Below are 17,529 nucleotides of genomic sequence, written 5' to 3' on the forward strand. Positions count from 1 at the left end.
TCAATACCGGCCCATGCGCACTTTGAGCACCACGGGCTGGGCGGGCAGGTTGAGCCCCCAGTCCACCTGGTCGCCATTCCAGTTGCGCTCCATCACCCAGGCCCCCGAGGGCGTGAAATGGCCCTCTTCGACGCGGAGGTGCATGCTGCCGTTGAACGGGGCGCCGGTGCCGGACGTGGCGGGCAGGGCGTCCAGCCGCACCCGTGCGTGTTGGCCGACGATCACGAATTCGTCGTCGCCGATCTGCGCGATGGAGACGCCGCCCACAGGCTTTTCAGTGCCGTCCGGGCGCTCGGCGCTGTTTTGCGGCCAGTCCTTTTCGCCAAACTGCCACTGACCGAATGAGACCTTGGCCGACCAACCCTTCATGTCAACGCGCTGGTCGCCACGGTCATCTCCTTCCGCCACGCCATGGGTGCGGCCCTCAAAGGCCCATTGCGCCCATTGGCGCTGCATGGGCGCGAAGACGGCGTAAATCCGGGCGAACGGCGCCACCATGCGTGCATCGGTGAATTTGGAGCCCAGCGGAAAGTTGCGGTAGTCCGCATAGTCGATGCCAAACGGTGCAATGCCGAGCGAGCCGCGCCCCAGTACCTGGTAGACATAACGGGCATACGCCTCGGCATTGCTCATCTCCGGCACCCACAGCGGGTTGTCGGCGCGTTGGAAGAGCTTGAGCGTCGCGTCCATCTGTACCGACTCCGGGTTGTAGATGTCCGGCCCGACGATGTCGAGATGTGGCGCAGCGGCCTTGTAGATGTCGATCACGTCATAGCCGGGGCCGCCGCTGGAGAAGTTGTTCTTCCACGGCGCCAGGGCTTCAATCGGGTTGCGCTGCGCGTTGTTGACGTACATCGGCAGGTCGTAGGCAGCGCGACCGGCCTTGGCGATTTCTTCGATATAGCGGGCGATGGCGTAAGCGTGAAAATACTCATCGGCATAGTCGCCATACACCGCGCGCCAGTTGCCGGCGCTGGCCAGTGCCACGGGCGACTTCTTACGCTGCAGCACCTCGGGTGGCACGGCTTGCTCAAAAGCGGCCTGCGCCTTGGCGCTGAAATCGCGCACCAGGCCGTAGGTGCCGACTTCGTTTTCCACCTGCACCATCAGCACCGTGTGCTGCGCCTGGTCGATCTTGCGCAGGTGCTGCATCAGGGCCACAAAGGCTTTGCGATCGGCCTTCAGCGTTTCTTCACCAAAGGGCGAGAAGCAATAGCTCAGCTTGCCCTCGCGGTCCTGCATGCGTGGGAATCGCTGGTTATTGGACTTCACCCATTCGGGGCTGTATTGCGGGCTGGTGTTCTTCCAGGTGCCAAACCACAGCAACACCACGTGCACCTGCTTGTCGCGGGCCTGCTTGAGCAAGGTGTCGATAAAGTTGAAGTCGAAATGGCCTTCCACAGGCTCGATTTGCTCCCAGGCCACCGGCACCTCGACCGTGTTGGCGTGCAGGTCGTGCACAGCGGGCCAGACTTTTTCCAGGGCTTGCGGGTAATTGCTGGAGTTGTGAACCTGCGCACCCAGGATCAGATAAGGCGCGCCGTCAACCATCAAGGCATGCCGACCCGCATGCTCGACCAGATGCGGTCGATTGACTGGCTTGTCTGCGGCCAGGGCCCAAAGGCTGGCCGTGGACAGCGTGACGAGGGCGAGGCCTCGGCGCGCGGCGTTCAGGATCGGGTGTGGCTTGTGCATGGCAGGCAGGTGGAGCGTGGGAGAAAAATGCCAGGCCGCACGCGCAGCCTGGCCAACAGACCCCTGAGAACAGGGGGCACCCATAAACACGTTCTTAGAGAAAACAAAGAAAAGGTGGCGTGATGGCGGAGAGAAGACGCAGAGAAAGCGCGCTTCTTTTGAGGGCCGGCACGTGCTTCAGGTCGAGGTGCGTGCCGACCCTCACCGCATCAGAACGAGTAGCTCGCTTGCACGCTGTAGCTCGGGCCCACTGCAAACCAGGCGCGGCCCTTCATGCCGATGTGCTGGTCCATCAGCTGCTTGTAGGTCGAGTCGGTGAGGTTGCGACCTTCCAGGCCGATGGTGAACTTGTCGGTGACCTTGTAGAAGATCGACGCGTCCATCTGCCCATAGGCATCAGCCCACACCGGCAAGCCCCAGGCCACGTTGTGCTGACCCACGGTGGAGCTGGCGGGGTTGGTGTCCGTGCCATCGGTGCCCTGTGTGCCGTTGACGTTCACGGCTTGCAGGTATTTGGAGCGCCAGCTGTACGCGATGCGCGCCGAGATCGGGCCCTGGTCATACAAGAAGGCCAGGTTGTACGAGTGGCGGGACATATTGGCCAGCGGCAGGTCGCCGAAGGTGCGGCCGTTCACGTCGCAACCGTTGAGGTTCAGGTTCAGATTGGCTGCAGTGCCGTCGCCGCCCGAGCAATAGGCCTGGTTGACGGGGTTGTACAGGGACTGGTGGCTGTCCACAAAGGTGTAGTTGGCCGACACGCCGAAGCCTGACATCCAACCCGGCAGCTTGTCGAAGTACTGCTGGAAAGCCAGCTCCACGCCGCGAGCCGTGCCATTGGCGCCGTTGACCGGGCCAGTCACGGTGAAGTCTTGCGGCTTGCCGTTCACGTCCATCAATTGCTTGACATAGGTCTGGTTGATGATGATGTCGTGCATCTGCTTGTTGAACGCGGCGACCGTGAAGGAGCCGGTGCGGTCGAAGTACCACTCCGCCGTCAAGTCCGTGTTCTGCGCCGTGATGGGCTTGAGCATCGGGTTGCCGGAAGCGGTGCCCGTTTGATGGACGGCATCGATGACGATGGAGGTCGAGCCATCCGGGTTGGCCACCGTGTGCTTGTCGACCGTCTGCGTCAGCGAGGTGTAGGCCTGCAGCTGCGAGAAGTCGGGGCGCGACATCGACGTGGCGAAGCCGAAGCGGAACTGCAGCTTGTCGCTGGCCTTCAGACGCAGGTTCAGGCTGGGCAGGGCGTTGGTGTAGGCGTTGCTGAAGTTCTGCGCCTCTGCGAAGGCGGGGATGATGGGCACGGGGCTGCCGGCAAGGCTGCTACCCGATGGCGGGGTCGGCACGTTGGACGTGAAGACGGTGTAGCCATGTGCGGTGGCGTCGGTGTGTACCAGGCGCAGACCCACATTGCCGTCCACCGGCAGCTTCCAGTCATCAAAGCCGAAACGCAGCTGGCTGAACGCGGCTTGCGTGCGCTCGCGCTGGTCGTTGGTGCCGGCAGGGTCGGTGCCAAAAGTGGCCGCCTTCCAGGCATCGCAACTGCCCCAGCCTTGCGCGGCCGTTTGCTCAGCACACAAGATGTCGTGGTACTTGTGCAGAGCTGTATAGCTGTCCGGGAAGCCGGAGGCGGTGGAGGTGTTCGGGAAGACCAGCGATGGAACCGAGGTGTTGTTGTTGAAGAAGTTGTTGAAGGCGTGCAAGTTGGTGTTGCCGCTGAAGCGCGGGTCGCCCAACTTGGCCAGCCCGCTGATGTTCCAGCCCACTTGCCACGGTTGTGTGATGGCGGCCCAGTTATAGCCAGGGTTGGAGTTCTGGGTCAATGCATCGCGGTCGGTCAGCCGCACGCCAAAGCGCAGGTCGATCAGCACCGGGTCTTCAAACTTGAACAGGGCATCACCCTTCCATGACTTCTCGTTGGCGACACTCTTGTCCATGTGTTCCATGGTGAAGGCCCAGTAGTAGCTGGACGGGTCGGCCAGGGCGGCGCGGTCGGCGGCATCAAAGCTCAGGCGCGGCACGCCACCCGAGAGGTCGATGTTTTCCTTGGCCATCTGCACGCCGGTGGCGACGGTGGAGTCGAGGCTTGAGGTCTCGGCCTTCACGAATTGCAGGTCAGAGCGGAAGGTCCAGCGGTCGGAGGCGTGCCAGGTAAATTTCCAGGCCAGATCCTGGGTACTGGAGTTGCGTGTGGCCACACGGGTGTCGGCGCCGAAGTTGATGCCACCATCGGCGGCATCACGCAAGGTGCCCTTGACCAGCGCGCCGTTGGCATCGTAGGTGGCGCCGGGATCGACCGTGATGTTGTAGGGGGTGGACTGGGCGAAGATGGCGTTCTCGTTCCAGGTCATCTTGTACTTGGAGCGGAAGTAGGTCACGTCGGACGCGAACTTCTCGTTCTTCCACTGCAAGGCGAGGTACTGGCCGTCGCGCTTGCGGTCGAACTCCAGGGTGCGCCATTGCGAGCCCTTGGGAATCCACACGGTCTGGCCGGCCACCACATCGCTGCGGGGGTAGTAGGGCTCGACCTGGAAAGCGTCGGTGCGCAGGGCGCTCTCTGAATGCGCCAAGTCGACCAGCAGGCCGAAGTCGCCCACATCCGTCTTCCAGCGGTTCGAGAACATGCCCGACACCGAGGGCGAGGACTTGCGGCGCAGCACGGAGTAGGAGTCTTGCACCGAGACCGCGGCCTTCATGCCGTCGAAATCAAAGGGCATGGCGGTGCGCAGATTGACCAAGCCGCCGATGGAGCCTTCGATCTGCTCGGCCGACGGGTTCTTGTACACATCCACGCCGGCCATCAACTCGGGCGGCACATCCTCGAAGTTGAGTGAGCGGCCCCCATTGGCGGAGAAGGCGTCGCGGCCGTTCAACTCCGAGCGCACAAAGGTCAGGCCGCGGATGGTGATGCCCGAGCCTTCGATCGAGAAGTGCTCCGGGTCGCCCTTGGCCATGGTGCGGTCGATGGCCACGCCGACAATGCGTTGCAGCACCTCGGTGACCGAGCGGTCGGGCAGTTTGCCGATATCGTCAGCGACGATCGAATCGACGATTTCGTCCGAGTTTTGTTTGATCTTTTGCGCGGATGCCAGTGCGGCCCGTTGGCCCTTGATCACCACCGTTTCCAAAGCCATGGGTGACTTTGAATTGCCGCTGGCTGCCGGGGAGGCCGCAGCATCAGGGGAGGCGGGCGGCGTGGATTGCGCCATCGCAGCGGCGCTCCAAAACAGGGCGGCTTGGGCGGCCGCGATTGACAACGCTGTCCTTTGAAATTGTCTCATATCGTTTAGTTTGTTAGTTGGTTTCAGGACTCTCCCCAATCACTTGGGGCCACAAGCGCAAAGCGGGGTCAGCCGCCACAAAACAAATTCGCCGAATCGATACGATTGAAAATCGTGGTGGCGATCATCAACATCGCCAATAGAAGCCGCCGGGTCGCCGGGTAGGCGGGGCAGCTTTTGATGCGCTCCAATAACGCATTACGTAGGCGGACTCTACAAAAATGGCAAGCGCTGGCTCAAACTCAAGCTGCACGCTCGGGGTGCAGCCCGACCGTGGTGTGGCGAGACGGTTGAGCGGCAGGCACAAGCACATGGGGTTCAGATGCAAATGCGGTTGAAGAGGTTCTCAAGCATTTCCTGGCGGCCTGAGACTGGCATCACATCGGCGTTCTGGGTCAGTACCTGGTCGGCCAGTTGGTCCAGCGAGACGCGGCCGGCGAGGATGTCTTGCCCGGCCTTGGTGTCCCATCCGGCGTAGCGTGCGTCCAGGGCTTGGCCCAGGCGGCCGTCGTTGATCATCTTTTCGGCGATCAGCAGGGCACGGGCGCAAACGTCCATGCCGCCGATGTGGCCGTGGAACAGGTCTTCAGGGTCGATGGACTGGCGGCGCACCTTGGCGTCGAAGTTCATCCCGCCACTCCCCAGGCCGCCGGCGCGCAAGATGTGGTACAGCGCCGTGGCGGTTTCGGGCACGTTGTTGGGGAACTGGTCGGTGTCCCAGCCCAGCTGAGGGTCGCCCCGGTTCATGTCGATGCTGCCCAGGATGCCCAGCGCCGCTGCAGTTTCAATCTCATGCTCGAAGCTGTGGCCTGACAAGGTGGCGTGGTTGGCCTCGATGTTGACCTTGACTTCTTTTTCCAGGCCGTAGCGCACCAGGAAGCCGTAAACGCTGGCGGTGTCGAAGTCGTACTGGTGCTTGGAGGGCTCGCGCGGCTTGGGCTCGATCAGAATGGTGCCCTTGAAGCCGATCTTGTGCTTGTACTCAACCACCATATTGAGGAAGCGGCCGAGTTGGTCCAGCTCCTGGCCCAGGCGCGTGTTGAGCAGGGTTTCATAGCCCTCGCGGCCGCCCCACAGCACGTAGTTTTCGCCGCCCAGCTTCAGGGTCGCGTCCATGGCGTCACGCACTTGCGCGGCGGCCATGGCGAAGATGGCGGGGTCAGGGTTGCTGGCCGCGCCAGACATGAAGCGGCGGTGGCTGAACAAATTGGCCGTGCCCCACAGCAGCTTCATGCCGGTGCGTTGTTGGTGGGCGCCGAGCACGTCCACCATACGCAGGAAGTTCTCGTGGCTCTCGCGCGGCGTGGCCCCTTCGGGTGCCACGTCTCGGTCGTGGAAGCAGTAGTACGGCGCACCCAGTTTGGCGAAAAATTCAAACGCGGCTTCGGCCTTGGCGTGCGCCAATTCCATGGGCGTGCCGCCCTCGAACCAGGGCCGTTGGAAGGTGCCGCTGCCAAAGGGGTCCAGCCCCGTCCAGCAGAAGGTGTGCCAATAGCAAACGGCGAAGCGCAGATGCTCTTCCATGCGTTTGCCCAGTACGAGGCGGTCTTTGTCGTAGTGCTGAAAGGCCAGAGCGTCAGTGCTGTTCGCGCCGCGGTATTCAATCTTTGAGATGTCTTGGAAGTAAGTCTTCATGAGCAAGTGGGGCTGGACAGTTGGGGGCTTGGCGACGCTCAGTTCAGGCCAATGGGGCTGAAAGTGATTGCAGCTGCGAATAAATCTTGCGAAATCTCTGCAGCCGCAGCTGCAAGGTTTGATGGCGTTGGGCTTGAGGGGTGTGGCGGGCCGCAATGCCCGGCTTGCTGCACACCTGCGCCGGATCGCCGCCGGCGGCCAGCCAGCCCAGGCGCGCGGCACCCAGGGCGCCGCCGGCTTCAGCGCCGGTGTGCCGCACGATGTCGACATTCAAGGTGTCTGCGATGAGTTGCGCCCAATAGGCGCTGCGGGCACCGCCGCCGACCAGCGGCAAAACCTGTACCTCGGTGCCGGAGGCCTGCAGTGCGGCCAGGCCGTCGGCCAGCCCGAAGGTCACGCCTTCGAGCACGGCATAGGCGCAGCGTGCGCGGTCGCTTTGGTGGTTCAGGCCGTAGAACATGCCTTGCGCGAAGGGGTCGTTGTGGGGCGTGCGTTCGCCGGCCAGATAGGGCAGAAAAGTGGGCGCGTCAGCGAGCGCCTCGGCGGGCAGGGCTTCCACCTCGGTCAGCAGTTGGGCCTCATCGGCGGCGCCGCTGAGTTGCACAAACCATTTCAGGCAACTGGCCGCTGACAACATCACGCTCATCTGGTGCCAGCGTTGCGGCAGCGCATGGCAGAAGGCATGCACGGCGGATTCAGGATTAGGGCGGTAGCGGTCGTTCACCACGAACAGCACGCCCGAGGTGCCCAGCGAGATGAAGCCGTCGCCCGGCTGCGTGGCGCCGATGCCGATGGCACTGGCCGCGTTGTCGCCCGCACCGCCGGCAATCACCACCTCGTGCGTCAGGCCCCAGGCGGCCGCCAGTTCAGGGCGCAAGCGGGCTGAAATTTGATTGCTTTCAACCAGGCGTGGCATGTGCGCGCGGCTGAGGTGGCAGGCGGCGAGCAACTCGTTCGACCAATCGCGTGCAGCAACGTCCAGCCACAAGGTGCCGGCTGCGTCCGAAGGGTCAGACACCTTTTCACCACTGAGCAAGAGGCGCAGATAGTCTTTGGGTAGCAGCACGGTGCGGATCTGCGCAAAGAGTTGCGGCTCGTGCTTTTCAAGCCACAACAACTTCGGGGCAGTGAAGCCGGGCATGGCGAGGTTGCCAGCAATGGCGTGCAGTTGCGGGGCGCGCTGGGTGAGCTCGACGCATTCGGCGTGGCTGCGGCCATCGTTCCACAAAATGGCAGGGCGCAGCACTTGGTCTTGCGCATCGAGCAGCACGGCACCATGCATCTGGCCCGACAAGCCGATGGCGCGCACTTGTGAGAATGCGAGAGGATGCGCCGCCCGCAATTGGGCGACTGCGCGCTCGGTGGCAACCCACCAGTCCTGCGGCGCTTGCTCGGCCCAAAGCGGTTGCGGGCGTGACACGCCGAGTGCCGCGCCGGCCTGCCCGACGACGAGGCCATCGGCATTCAAGAGCAGTAGCTTGACTTCGGAGGTGCCGAGGTCGATGCCGAGAAAGCTGGCTTGCTGCGCGCCCATCGTCATGCCCCTGCGGTGCCGCTGAAGGCGGGTGCCGCCAAGGGGCGGGTCAGGCGGTAGCGGGCTAGGGCGGCAGCACCCACGGCGACGGCATCGGCGCCGAAGCGGGACACCCGAACGTCCGGGGGCGCCAGATTGGCGGCGGCGGCATAAGCATTCAGCGTTTGCAATGCAGGCTGCACAAACCCGTCACCCAGCTCAACGCCGGCACCCCCCAACACAATGCATGCGGGGTCGTAGGCGGCGGTGAGGTTTTGCAGCAAGACGCCCAGATAGGTACCGGCCTTTTTGACGGCGCGCATCGTGCCGGTGTCACGGGCTTGCAGGCCGCGCTGGATGGCGGCCCAGGGCGATTCGCCTGATGCCGTTGGGGCAGTTTGGGCGGCCTCGCCTTGGTTGACCTTGTCGGACTTTTCCGACTTATCGGCGCCGCGGCTCATGGCGCGCAGGCCGATCAAGGCCTCGGCGCAACCCTTGCGGCCACACGAACACAGGGGGCCGTTGAGCTGCAGAATGATGTGGCCGACTTCACCCGCGAAGCCGTGCCAGCCCGTCAGCAGGCGGTCGCCCACGATGACGCCAGCACCCACGCCCTGGTTGACGCTGACGTAGAGCAAGGGGTCGGACGCCCGCGAGGGGTTGAATTCCATCTCGCCGAGCACGGCAACATCGGCTTCGTTTTGCAGAAACATCGGGATGCCGGCCAGGGCCGTGCTTGCCAGCTTTTCGCCCAGCAGGGTGCCGAAGGGCACATCACGCCAACCCAGGTTGGGTGCAAAGTTCAAGACCCCGCTGAGTTCGTCGACGCCGCCAGGCAAACCTACGCCGATGCCGATGATCTGGTGCTCGGCCGACTCCAGTTGTTTGCGTACCTTCAGCAAGGCCGCCGACAAGCCGGCGATGCAGGCCTTGGCGCTGTTGTTGGCGCCATGCCGCGAAACGGTGGAGGCCAGGATCTCGCCAGTCAAGGAGGTGGCCACCACACGCGTGGTGTCGATGCCCACTTCCGCCCCCAGCAGGAGCAGGCGAGACGGATGAATGAACAAGGGCGTGGGGCGGCGCCCCAAGTCGCCGGAGGCCACGATGTCTCGCTCGACCAGCCAGCCTTCGTCCAGCAGCTCGCGCACCAGCAGGCTGACGGTTGATTTGGTCAAGCGCACCGCCACGGCCAAATCAGCGCGGGAAACACCTGGGTTTGCGCATAGATGCCGCACCAAGGCCATTCTGTTGATGCCCTTGAGCAGCTGTTGACTTCCTGCGGTATCCGTCAGCAAGGCTTGTCTCCTGAATTTTTATGAACTTCTTATGGATTGTGATAATAGTTCGATCGATGAACTAACTAAAGCAGGTGAAAACACCTAGCCCCGAAAATTCGCGGCTCCACTACCTTTGCGCGTTAGCAATACCGGCTGGGAGGGCGCGCACAAGCCGCCTTTATCGCCGCCGATGTATCGGCAGCGGCCAGCCAAATACAAGCACCCAACACCCGAAAAGGGGCAAAGCCATTGGCGCCGCGCAAAGCCCGCAGGCGCAGGGGGCTTGAAAGGAGACGCATGAACGACAAACGCATTCGCAAGATAGTCATCGTGGGCGGTGGCACGGCCGGGTGGATGGCTGCCGCACCTTTGGCGCAGAAGCTCCGCCCGGGCGGGCAGAGTGGGTGTGAAATCGTGCTGATCGAGTCGCCCGATATCGGGACGATCGGGGTGGGCGAGGCCACCTTGCCAACCATCCGCTACTACAACCTGGCCCTGGGCCTGGAGGGGGCGGACTTCGTCAAAAAGACCCAGGCCACTTTCAAGCTTGGCATCGAGTTCAGGGACTGGGGGCATCTGGGGAATCGATTCTTTCATGGCTTCGGCGACTTTGGCCCGGCCATCGACAACCGGCCGGCTTATATGCACTGGCTGCGTCTGTTGCGGACGCAGGGGGGAGGAGCGCTCCCCCCCTATGAAGACTGGTCCACCGCGACGGTCATGGCCCGGCAGAACCGGTTCACGCCGCCGCAGGGGGAGCAACCGTCGGCGGCCAACGCGTACTCGTTTGCTTACCACTTTGATGCCGGCCTCTATGCCGCTTATTTGCGTGATTACGCGATGCAACGGGGGGCGTCCCGCGTTGAGGGCACGGTGGTCGATGTAGAGCTGCGTTCCACCAACGGCTTTGTGACCTCGGTGAAGTTGGCAGACGGCCGCCGGATCGAGGGCGATCTGTTCATCGACTGCTCGGGGTTTCGGGGTCTGTTGATCGAGGGCGTGATGCAGGCCGGCTACGACGATTGGAGCGATTTGCTGCCCTGCAACAGTGCATTGGCGGTGCCCAGTGAACGGGTGGGGCCGTTGACGCCCTACACAAGGTCTACCGCCAAGGCCAGTGGTTGGCAATGGCGCATTCCGCTGCAGCATCGCACGGGCAATGGCCATGTGTATTGCAGTGGCTACACCAGCGACGAAGACGCACAGCGGGTGCTGCTGGAGGGTTTGGACAGCAAGGCCCTGGCGGAGCCCCGGCAGTTGCGCTTCACCACCGGGCGCCGGCGCAAATCGTGGGTCAAGAATGTCGTGGCTTTGGGTTTGGCGGCAGGCTTTCTGGAGCCGCTGGAGTCCACCAGCATTCAGCTGATCATGGATGGTGTGGGGCGCTTGATTCAGAATTTTCCGGACCGTGATTTTCACCCCACCCATGCGGCGGAGTTCAACCGCAAGGTCTTGTCGCAATACGAGTCGATCCGCGATTTCATCGTCATGCACTACAAGCTGACACGCCGCACGGACTCGGCGTTTTGGCGCTATTGCGCGGCCATGCCGATCCCGGAGCGTTTGCAACACCAGATCGAACTGTTTCGCCATACCGGCCGGGTGGCGGTGCTCGATCCAGAAGGCTTTTTGGAGCCCTCGCTGGTGTCCATCATGATGGGCCTGGGCGTGACGCCAGAGCGTTATGACCCGATGGTCGATTTGATCGACGAGGTGGCCTTGAAAACGCATTTCGCGCGCCTGCGTGCCGCCATTGCTCAAACAGTGCAGAGCATGCCGGATCACGCGCAATACATCGCCCGCCATGCGCAGGCCGAACCTGCAGCGGTGGTGGCCCAAGCCGCATGAGTACTTGGTCTTGGTGCTCATGAGGCGGCCGGCTCAGACGCAGCAGAAATACGCAGCAATTGACAGATGCCCTGGCCACATCGTGGGGCTGGCGAGGGCGGACTCCCTGGTTTGTAGGGAATGCGCGCCCCTTTTTTCTTATAGCTATTGGATTGTTTTATGAAGTTCACCGATGGGCAGTGGATGTTGCAGCCCGGGGTCACCGCGCACTACGCCGCGCAGGCGTATGACGTTGAGGTGGCCGGCGATCAATTGGTGGTGTTGGCGACCACGCGACCCATTCGCCACCGCGGCGATACCTTGCAGGGGCCGACTTTGACGGTCACCTTGAGCTCGCCCTTGCCCGGCGTGATCCGCGTGCAGGTTCAGCACTACGCCGAAGCCGATGCACCGCGCCTGCACATCCCCATGCCGGGTGCCACGCGGCCGACGGTCACGATTGAAAACGGCACCGACCGTGCTGTTCTGCGCAGCGGCGGTTTGTCGGTGGAGGTGAACAAGGCGGAGGGATGGAGCCTGATCTTCCGCGAGGGCGACCGCGTGTTGACTCGCAGCGACTGGCGGGGCCTGGGTTATGTGCAGTGGGCGGACAAGGGTAACTTTGTGCACGAGCAGTTGTCGCTGGGGGTGGGCGAGAACGTTTACGGCTTGGGCGAGCGCTTCACGCCCTGGGTTAAAAACGGTCAGGTGGTGGAGAACAGCAACCGCGACGGCGGCACGGCGTGCGAGCAGGCCTACAAGAGCGTGCCGTTCTACCTAACTAGTAAAGGCTACGGCGTGCTGGTGAACGAAGCCGGCCCGGTGTCTTTCGAGGTGGCGTCTGAAAAGGTGGCGCGGGTCCAGTTCAGCCGTGAAGGCGAGAGTCTCGACTACATGGTCATTCAAGGACCCACACAGAAGGACGTGCTGCAGCGCCTGACCGCCTTGACCGGGCGCGCCGCCTTGCCGCCCGCCTGGAGCTTTGGCCTGTGGCTGACCACTTCCTTCACGACCAATTACGACGAAGCAACGACCACCTCTTTCATCGACGAGATGAAGCGGCGCGAACTGCCGCTGAGCGTGTTCCACTTTGACTGCTTCTGGATGCGTGAGTTCCAGTGGTGTGACTTCGAGTGGGACCGCCGCCAGTTCCCCGAGCCCGAAGCGATGCTGCGCCGCTTGGCCGAACGCGGCCTGAAGATCAGCCTCTGGATCAACCCCTACATTGCGCAGAAGTCGCCCTTGTTTGCCGAGGGCGCCCGCGAGGGCTACTTCATCAAGCGCAGCAATGGCCGCGTGTGGCAAACCGATCTGTGGCAGCCCGGCATGGCGATTGTTGATTTCACCAACCCTGCCGCCATCACCTGGTACCAGGGGCATCTGCGCCGCTTGCTGGCCATGGGCGTGGATTGCTTCAAGACCGATTTTGGTGAACGTATCCCCGACACCGGCGTGGTTTATCACGATGGCTCCGACCCGGTTGAAATGCATAACCTCTATGCGCTGCGGTACAACGAGGTGGTCTACCAACTCATTCAAGAGGTGCGTGGCGTCGATGATGCGGTGGTGTTCGCGCGCTCTACCTATGCGTCTGGTCAGCGTTTTCCAGTGCACTGGGGCGGCGACTGTTGGTCCAACTTCGAGTCGATGGCGGAGAGCCTGCGTGGCGGCCTGTCGCTCACCAGTTGCGGCTTCGCCTTCTGGAGCCACGACATCGGCGGCTTCGAGGGCAACCCGCCGCCTGCCGTTTACAAGCGCTGGATTCAGTTCGGCCTGTTGTCGTCACACAGCCGCTTGCATGGCAGCAGCTTCTACCGTGTGCCATGGCTGGTGGACGAAGAAAGCTGCGTGGTCCTGCAGGCCTTCACCCGCCTGAAGCACCGCTTGATGCCCTATCTGTACGCCAAGGCCATCGAGGCGACGCAGACCGGCGTACCGATGATGCGCTCGATGGTGCTGGAGCATCCGCAAGATCCCGCCTGCGCGAGCCTGGACCGCCAATACCATCTGGGCGAATCGCTGCTGGTGGCGCCGATTTTCACCGAGAGCGGCGAGGTGGATTTCTACCTGCCGCAAGGCACGGGCGAGGGCCGCTGGACGCACCTGCTGTCGGGCCAGACCGTGCCTGGCGGGCGGTGGCATCAGGAGGCCCACGACTTTCTCAGCCTGCCGCTGTACGTGGCGCCCAATACCGTGCTGCCCTGGGGGGCTGAAACCGAGCGTCCTGATTACGACTACACAAAGGGACTGACGCTGCGTGTCTTCGCGCTGGCGGACGGTGCCACGACCTCGTTCGAGGTGGCTTCAGTGCAAGGGCAGATCGCCGCACGCGGCACCGTTCATCGGCAGGGGCCGTGCTACACCACGTCGATCACCGAGGGCACTTTGCAGGACTGGTGCCTGGAGGTCGACGGGCAGCGCAGTTCCGTGCAGGCCAGCGCCAACAGCTTGGTTTGGCAGCCGTGATTTCGTATCGCACATAGGCGCAATCAAGGGCAAATCAACGCGGGCAAACCCCTGCAAATGCGGGCGCCCGCGTGCTGACATGCTGCTTAATTAACCCCCTATTTAAGGGGGGTGACCCAGAGCGGGAAAGCTGTTCAGATGCACCTTGCTGATCCAGCGCAAGGCAGGGGTTGTCATATGAGCACTTCGCATCGACTGATTTGGAGCCTTGTTTCGGGGCTGTCGGGTTTGGCCTTGGTCAGCACTGCGCAAGCCAGCCTGATCGGGTCTGTGACCGTTGACTTGTATGCGCCCGGCGGATTGACCTCTGACGGCACGCCGGGCAACACTGTTTCAACGGCAATCCATGTGACCGAGAGCACCTCGGTGTCAACGGGCATTTTTGCCAGTTCGCTGGATCCGGGGCCGATCGGCGGCGCAGCGGGGTTCATGCTCGACCATGAGCAGATCACCTTTGTGGGTAACTCCATCTTGCTGCATGTCGATGCCGGTGAACAAACGCCTGGCAATTTGTTCTACACCGGTTACCTGGGCAGTGGTGCAGAACATGCACGTTATCAATTCTCTGGCCTCAACATTCCTGGTGAAACCATCACCGGCTTCAAGGTCTATGACTTTGATGGTTATGGCACGTCGGGCACCACGGGTGCAGTGAACCTGACAGACCCCAATGATCTGGTCCACCTGATTGACGCCAGCACGCTGAGTTTCGATCTGGACACTCTGCAATTCAAAGATCGTTTGAGGGAAACCTACAACTACGCGGAATTTCGAATTGACCTAATCACCCAAGCGAATGGCAACGGTGGCGGTGGCGATTTGCCGGAGCCATCATCGCTGGCGTGCCTGGGGGCCGCTGGCTTGATGATGTTTGCGGCGCGTCGTCGTGGTTGGCTGCGCTAGTTGGGGGCGGCGAGGTGCTGTCCCTCACGCATTTCAGCCCCTTTGTGGGCGAGCATTTTGGATTTAGCACGGCGGCTGAAGGGCCAGCCCAGGCGCATGCCACGTTGATTGAGGCCGCCTTGTTGACGTCGCCAGCGTTCGGGGCGCGTCAACCGTTTCACCTGATTTTTGAAGGCCCGGTCGAGTCACTGTTGGACCAGCGGACCTATCAAGTCCGGCACGCCGCGTTTTCAGGCCTGGAATTGTTCATCGTGCCAGTCGGCCAAAGTCGTTCAGGCATTCGCTACGAAGCCGTTTTTAATTAGGAGTCGACGACCATGGGAACACCCTATCTCGGCGAGATCCGCTTGATGAGTTTTGCCTATGCTCCCAGAGGCTGGGCGCAGTGCAATGGGCAGTTGCTGCCCATCAATCAGTACCAGGCGCTTTTCGCGCTCTTGGGAACGTATTACGGCGGCAACGGCCAAAGCAACTTCGCGCTGCCCAATCTGCAAGGACGCACCCCTTTGCACGTGGGGCCTACCACCGTTCAAGGCCAGTCAGGCGGCGCGGAAAACGTCACACTGCTGCAGGCCCACTTGCCCGTGCATTCTCACGGGCTCAGTGGCACGAGTGACTTGGCCAACGCCAGCGCGCCCGGCTTGGCCGTGCCGGCCGCCAAAGGCCGCGGTGGTGTCAATCACTATGCGGGCGCGGGCTCGGTCAATGCGAGCCTGGACGCTTCGTCGGTCAGCTTGGTGGGGGGCAACCAGCCGCACAGCAATATGCAGCCCTACCTGGTGATGAATTATGTGATTGCCCTGCAGGGCATCTTCCCGTCACGTAACTGATGTCGATCGGACAGGACAGGAGGTCCAAATGTCAGAGCCTTATGTGGGTGAAATTCGTTTGTTCGCAGGGAGTTTCGCGCCTGTCGGTTGGTATTTCTGCAACGGCGCGCTGTTGCCGATTTCCGAGTTCGACACCTTGTTCAATTTGATTGGCACCACCTATGGTGGCGATGGTCAAAGCACGTTTGCCCTGCCGGATTTGCAAGGCCGTGTGCCGGTGCATCAAGGCAGTGGCCATGTGATGGGCGAGCGTGCGGGCGTCGAAGCGGTCACGCTCAGCGTGAGCCAGATGCCCATGCACACCCACACACCACAGGGCAGCAGCACGACCGCGATTGCCGGGTCGCCGGGTGGCAATGTGCTGGCCGCGCCGCCCATCAATTCTTACGGGCCCGGGCCGGCCACGGTGGCCATGGCTGACGCCGCTATTGCAGTGCAAGGCGGCTCGCAGCCTCACAACAATATGGCGCCATTCACGACGCTGAACTACATCATTTCATTGTTCGGCGTTTATCCGTCACAGAACTGAGGAGTTCGTCATGGCAGACCAATTTGTTGCCGAGGTCCGGATGTTTGGCTTTGGCTTTGCGCCAACGGGGTGGGCGGCTTGCAATGGGCAACTCTTGCCCCTTTCGCAAAACACGGCGCTGTTCTCCCTGCTTGGCACGTTCTACGGCGGCAATGGCACCTCCAATTTTGCCTTGCCCAATTTGCAGGATCAATTCGCGGTGGGCATGGGCAGTGGGCCCGGGCTTTCGCAGCGAAGCCTGGGGGAGCAGGGTGGCGAGGCGACGGTGGCTTTGTCGCCGTCAACAATGCCGCAGCATACCCATGCCTTGAAGGCCGGCGCGGCGGCCAGCAGCACCAATCCGACCGGCGCAGTCATGGCGCCGCCGGCCGGCGGGGCGCTTGAATACCGCATTCCTGCCAACCCAACCCCGATGGCGGGGGCGAGCCTGGCAAATGCCGGCAATGGACAGCCTCATGAGAATCGCCAGCCCTTTTTGGCCGTGAACTTTTGCATCGCCATGCAGGGGATTTATCCCGCCCGCGGCTGAGCGGCTGAGCGGTTGAGCGCTTGATCATGCGAGTCCAACTCCGCCCCGCCGACGCTGTACACGATCAGGCCTTGATGCGCCAGATTTATGCCAGTACCCGCGAAGACGAGTTGGCCTTGACCCCGTGGTCGGCGGAACAACGCCGCGCCTTCACGGACATGCAGTTCAACGCCCAGCAGGCGCACTACCTTCTGCATTACCCGCAATCGATCTGCCAAGTGATTTCTGTCGTCGAGGGTGATGCGCTCAGGGGCGGCGTGCAAGACGTTGGCCGCCTTTGGGTGGATCAGCGCAGCAACTCGGTCCATGTGCTGGACATCAGCGTCTTGAGTGCGGCCCGAGGCCAGGGCATTGGCACCTTGTGCCTGGAGCAACTCCAACGTGAGGCGCACCAGCGGGGGCATTCGGTGACCATCTTTGTCGAGTTGCACAACCCCGCCCGCCGACTTTATGAGCGCTTGGGATTTGAGGCCGAGGGTGCACCCCAGGGCCTGTACCAATTCATGGCCTGCAGGCAGCCGGTCAGCCACACCGTCAATGAGGAATGTCTATCATGAAGAAGAGATCCTTTGTCTTGGGGGCTTGCGCCGTGCTGGTGGCGCCGCATGCAATGGCTTGCCCGTCGCCAGTGTCCTTGGCGTCCTCGGCTGGCCACAGTGCCGCAGGTGCAACCGGAGCCCAAGTACCGGGTTTGGGGCAGTTGCGTGACGGCGAAGCTTGGCAGCAATGGGTCCAGCAGGAGTTCGTCATCCACGGTGCAGACGGTAGCCGCAGCGTCGCTGTTCTCGACCAGTGTGCACAGGCTGCGGTGGCCGACGGCGTCAGCCACCAATTCGTGTTGGGGTTCAGTTGCGCACAGGCCTTGCCGTCGGGGCTTTACCGGCTTGAGCACCGCAACGGTGAACGGATAGACATTTTTCTCAACGAGTCGGGCCTGGCGTCTGCGGCCCGGATGCGCGCTGAGTTCAATGTGTTGACGACGTAGCCCTCGGCAGTTGTTGCTGATCGTGCTGATGGTGCTGACAACGAGGGGCGCCGAGCACG

14 protein-coding genes are annotated in these 17,529 nt (G+C 62.4%); 9 read left to right on the forward strand and 5 right to left on the reverse strand.

What is annotated here, in order from left to right; translation table 11 throughout:
- From PRZ01_RS17880 to PRZ01_RS17900, 5 genes are all read right to left on the reverse strand, one after another.
- Positions 1–1,695, reverse strand: a complete 1,695-nt coding sequence (locus tag PRZ01_RS17880; protein ID WP_273598205.1) for a DUF5597 domain-containing protein — start codon at positions 1,693–1,695, stop codon at positions 1–3.
- A 209-nt stretch (positions 1,696–1,904) separates the two neighbouring features.
- Positions 1,905–4,952 (reverse strand): TonB-dependent receptor, encoded by a 3,048-nt coding sequence (locus PRZ01_RS17885; RefSeq protein ID WP_338111484.1) that lies wholly within the window; start codon positions 4,950–4,952, stop codon positions 1,905–1,907.
- A gap of 342 nt (positions 4,953–5,294) precedes the next feature.
- Positions 5,295–6,611: a xylose isomerase gene (xylA, locus tag PRZ01_RS17890; protein ID WP_273598207.1), complete on the reverse strand. Its 1,317-nt coding sequence runs from the start codon at positions 6,609–6,611 to the stop codon at positions 5,295–5,297.
- Positions 6,612–6,654: 43 nt separating this feature from the next.
- Positions 6,655–8,145, reverse strand: coding sequence for a xylulokinase (gene xylB, locus PRZ01_RS17895; protein ID WP_273598208.1), 1,491 nt, complete (start codon positions 8,143–8,145; stop codon positions 6,655–6,657).
- 2 nt (positions 8,146–8,147) lie between these two features.
- Entirely contained in the window at positions 8,148–9,419 is a 1,272-nt protein-coding gene (locus PRZ01_RS17900; protein WP_273598209.1) for an ROK family transcriptional regulator, read from the reverse strand.
- Between the two features lie 279 nt (positions 9,420–9,698).
- Between PRZ01_RS17900 and PRZ01_RS17905 the strand changes: the two genes are divergently transcribed.
- The 9 genes from PRZ01_RS17905 (at position 9,699) to PRZ01_RS17940 (ending at position 17,470) form a co-directional block, all read left to right on the forward strand.
- Complete coding sequence (locus PRZ01_RS17905) at positions 9,699–11,249, forward strand: tryptophan halogenase family protein (RefSeq protein ID WP_273598210.1); 1,551 nt, start codon at positions 9,699–9,701, stop codon at positions 11,247–11,249.
- Positions 11,250–11,408: 159 nt separating this feature from the next.
- Entirely contained in the window at positions 11,409–13,694 is a 2,286-nt protein-coding gene (yicI, locus tag PRZ01_RS17910) for an alpha-xylosidase (protein WP_273598211.1), read from the forward strand.
- Between the two features lie 177 nt (positions 13,695–13,871).
- Positions 13,872–14,597, forward strand: coding sequence for a PEP-CTERM sorting domain-containing protein (locus tag PRZ01_RS17915; RefSeq protein WP_273598212.1), 726 nt, complete (start codon positions 13,872–13,874; stop codon positions 14,595–14,597).
- Positions 14,598–14,611: 14 nt separating this feature from the next.
- Positions 14,612–14,902 (forward strand): DUF6916 family protein, encoded by a 291-nt coding sequence (locus PRZ01_RS19330; protein ID WP_409993873.1) that lies wholly within the window; start codon positions 14,612–14,614, stop codon positions 14,900–14,902.
- Positions 14,903–14,914: 12 nt separating this feature from the next.
- The gene (locus PRZ01_RS17920) at positions 14,915–15,427 is read left to right on the forward strand and encodes a phage tail protein (protein WP_273598213.1); all 513 of its coding nucleotides are present in this window, start codon (positions 14,915–14,917) and stop codon (positions 15,425–15,427) included.
- A gap of 28 nt (positions 15,428–15,455) precedes the next feature.
- Positions 15,456–15,956 (forward strand): phage tail protein, encoded by a 501-nt coding sequence (locus PRZ01_RS17925; protein WP_273598214.1) that lies wholly within the window; start codon positions 15,456–15,458, stop codon positions 15,954–15,956.
- 10 nt (positions 15,957–15,966) lie between these two features.
- Positions 15,967–16,485: a phage tail protein gene (locus PRZ01_RS17930; protein ID WP_273598215.1), complete on the forward strand. Its 519-nt coding sequence runs from the start codon at positions 15,967–15,969 to the stop codon at positions 16,483–16,485.
- 26 nt (positions 16,486–16,511) lie between these two features.
- Positions 16,512–17,042, forward strand: coding sequence for a GNAT family N-acetyltransferase (locus PRZ01_RS17935; RefSeq protein ID WP_273598216.1), 531 nt, complete (start codon positions 16,512–16,514; stop codon positions 17,040–17,042).
- On the forward strand, positions 17,039–17,470 hold the full coding sequence (locus PRZ01_RS17940; RefSeq protein WP_273598217.1) for a DUF6916 family protein: 432 nt from the start codon (positions 17,039–17,041) through the stop codon (positions 17,468–17,470). The genes PRZ01_RS17935 and PRZ01_RS17940 overlap by 4 nt, the downstream gene beginning before the upstream one ends.
- Positions 17,471–17,529: the final 59 nt, after the last annotated feature.

Origin of the sequence: Roseateles koreensis (assembly GCF_028595305.1) — a bacterium.
Taxonomy (GTDB): domain Bacteria; phylum Pseudomonadota; class Gammaproteobacteria; order Burkholderiales; family Burkholderiaceae_C; genus Paucibacter_A; species Paucibacter_A koreensis.

Excerpts from the sequence above, each read along its gene's own strand:
- xylB (WP_273598208.1), bottom strand. The coding sequence starts at position 8,145 with ATGGGCGCGCAGCAAGCCAGCTTTCTCGGCATCGACCTCGGCACCTCC.
- PRZ01_RS17905 (WP_273598210.1), top strand. The coding sequence starts at position 9,699 with ATGAACGACAAACGCATTCGCAAGATAGTCATCGTGGGCGGTGGCACG.
- PRZ01_RS17930 (WP_273598215.1), top strand. The coding sequence starts at position 15,967 with ATGGCAGACCAATTTGTTGCCGAGGTCCGGATGTTTGGCTTTGGCTTT.
- xylA (WP_273598207.1), bottom strand. The coding sequence starts at position 6,611 with ATGAAGACTTACTTCCAAGACATCTCAAAGATTGAATACCGCGGCGCG.
- PRZ01_RS17880 (WP_273598205.1), bottom strand. The coding sequence starts at position 1,695 with ATGCACAAGCCACACCCGATCCTGAACGCCGCGCGCCGAGGCCTCGCC.
- PRZ01_RS17925 (WP_273598214.1), top strand. The coding sequence starts at position 15,456 with ATGTCAGAGCCTTATGTGGGTGAAATTCGTTTGTTCGCAGGGAGTTTC.
- yicI (WP_273598211.1), top strand. The coding sequence starts at position 11,409 with ATGAAGTTCACCGATGGGCAGTGGATGTTGCAGCCCGGGGTCACCGCG.
- PRZ01_RS17940 (WP_273598217.1), top strand. The coding sequence starts at position 17,039 with ATGAAGAAGAGATCCTTTGTCTTGGGGGCTTGCGCCGTGCTGGTGGCG.
- PRZ01_RS17935 (WP_273598216.1), top strand. The coding sequence starts at position 16,512 with ATGCGAGTCCAACTCCGCCCCGCCGACGCTGTACACGATCAGGCCTTG.
- PRZ01_RS17915 (WP_273598212.1), top strand. The coding sequence starts at position 13,872 with ATGAGCACTTCGCATCGACTGATTTGGAGCCTTGTTTCGGGGCTGTCG.
- PRZ01_RS17920 (WP_273598213.1), top strand. The coding sequence starts at position 14,915 with ATGGGAACACCCTATCTCGGCGAGATCCGCTTGATGAGTTTTGCCTAT.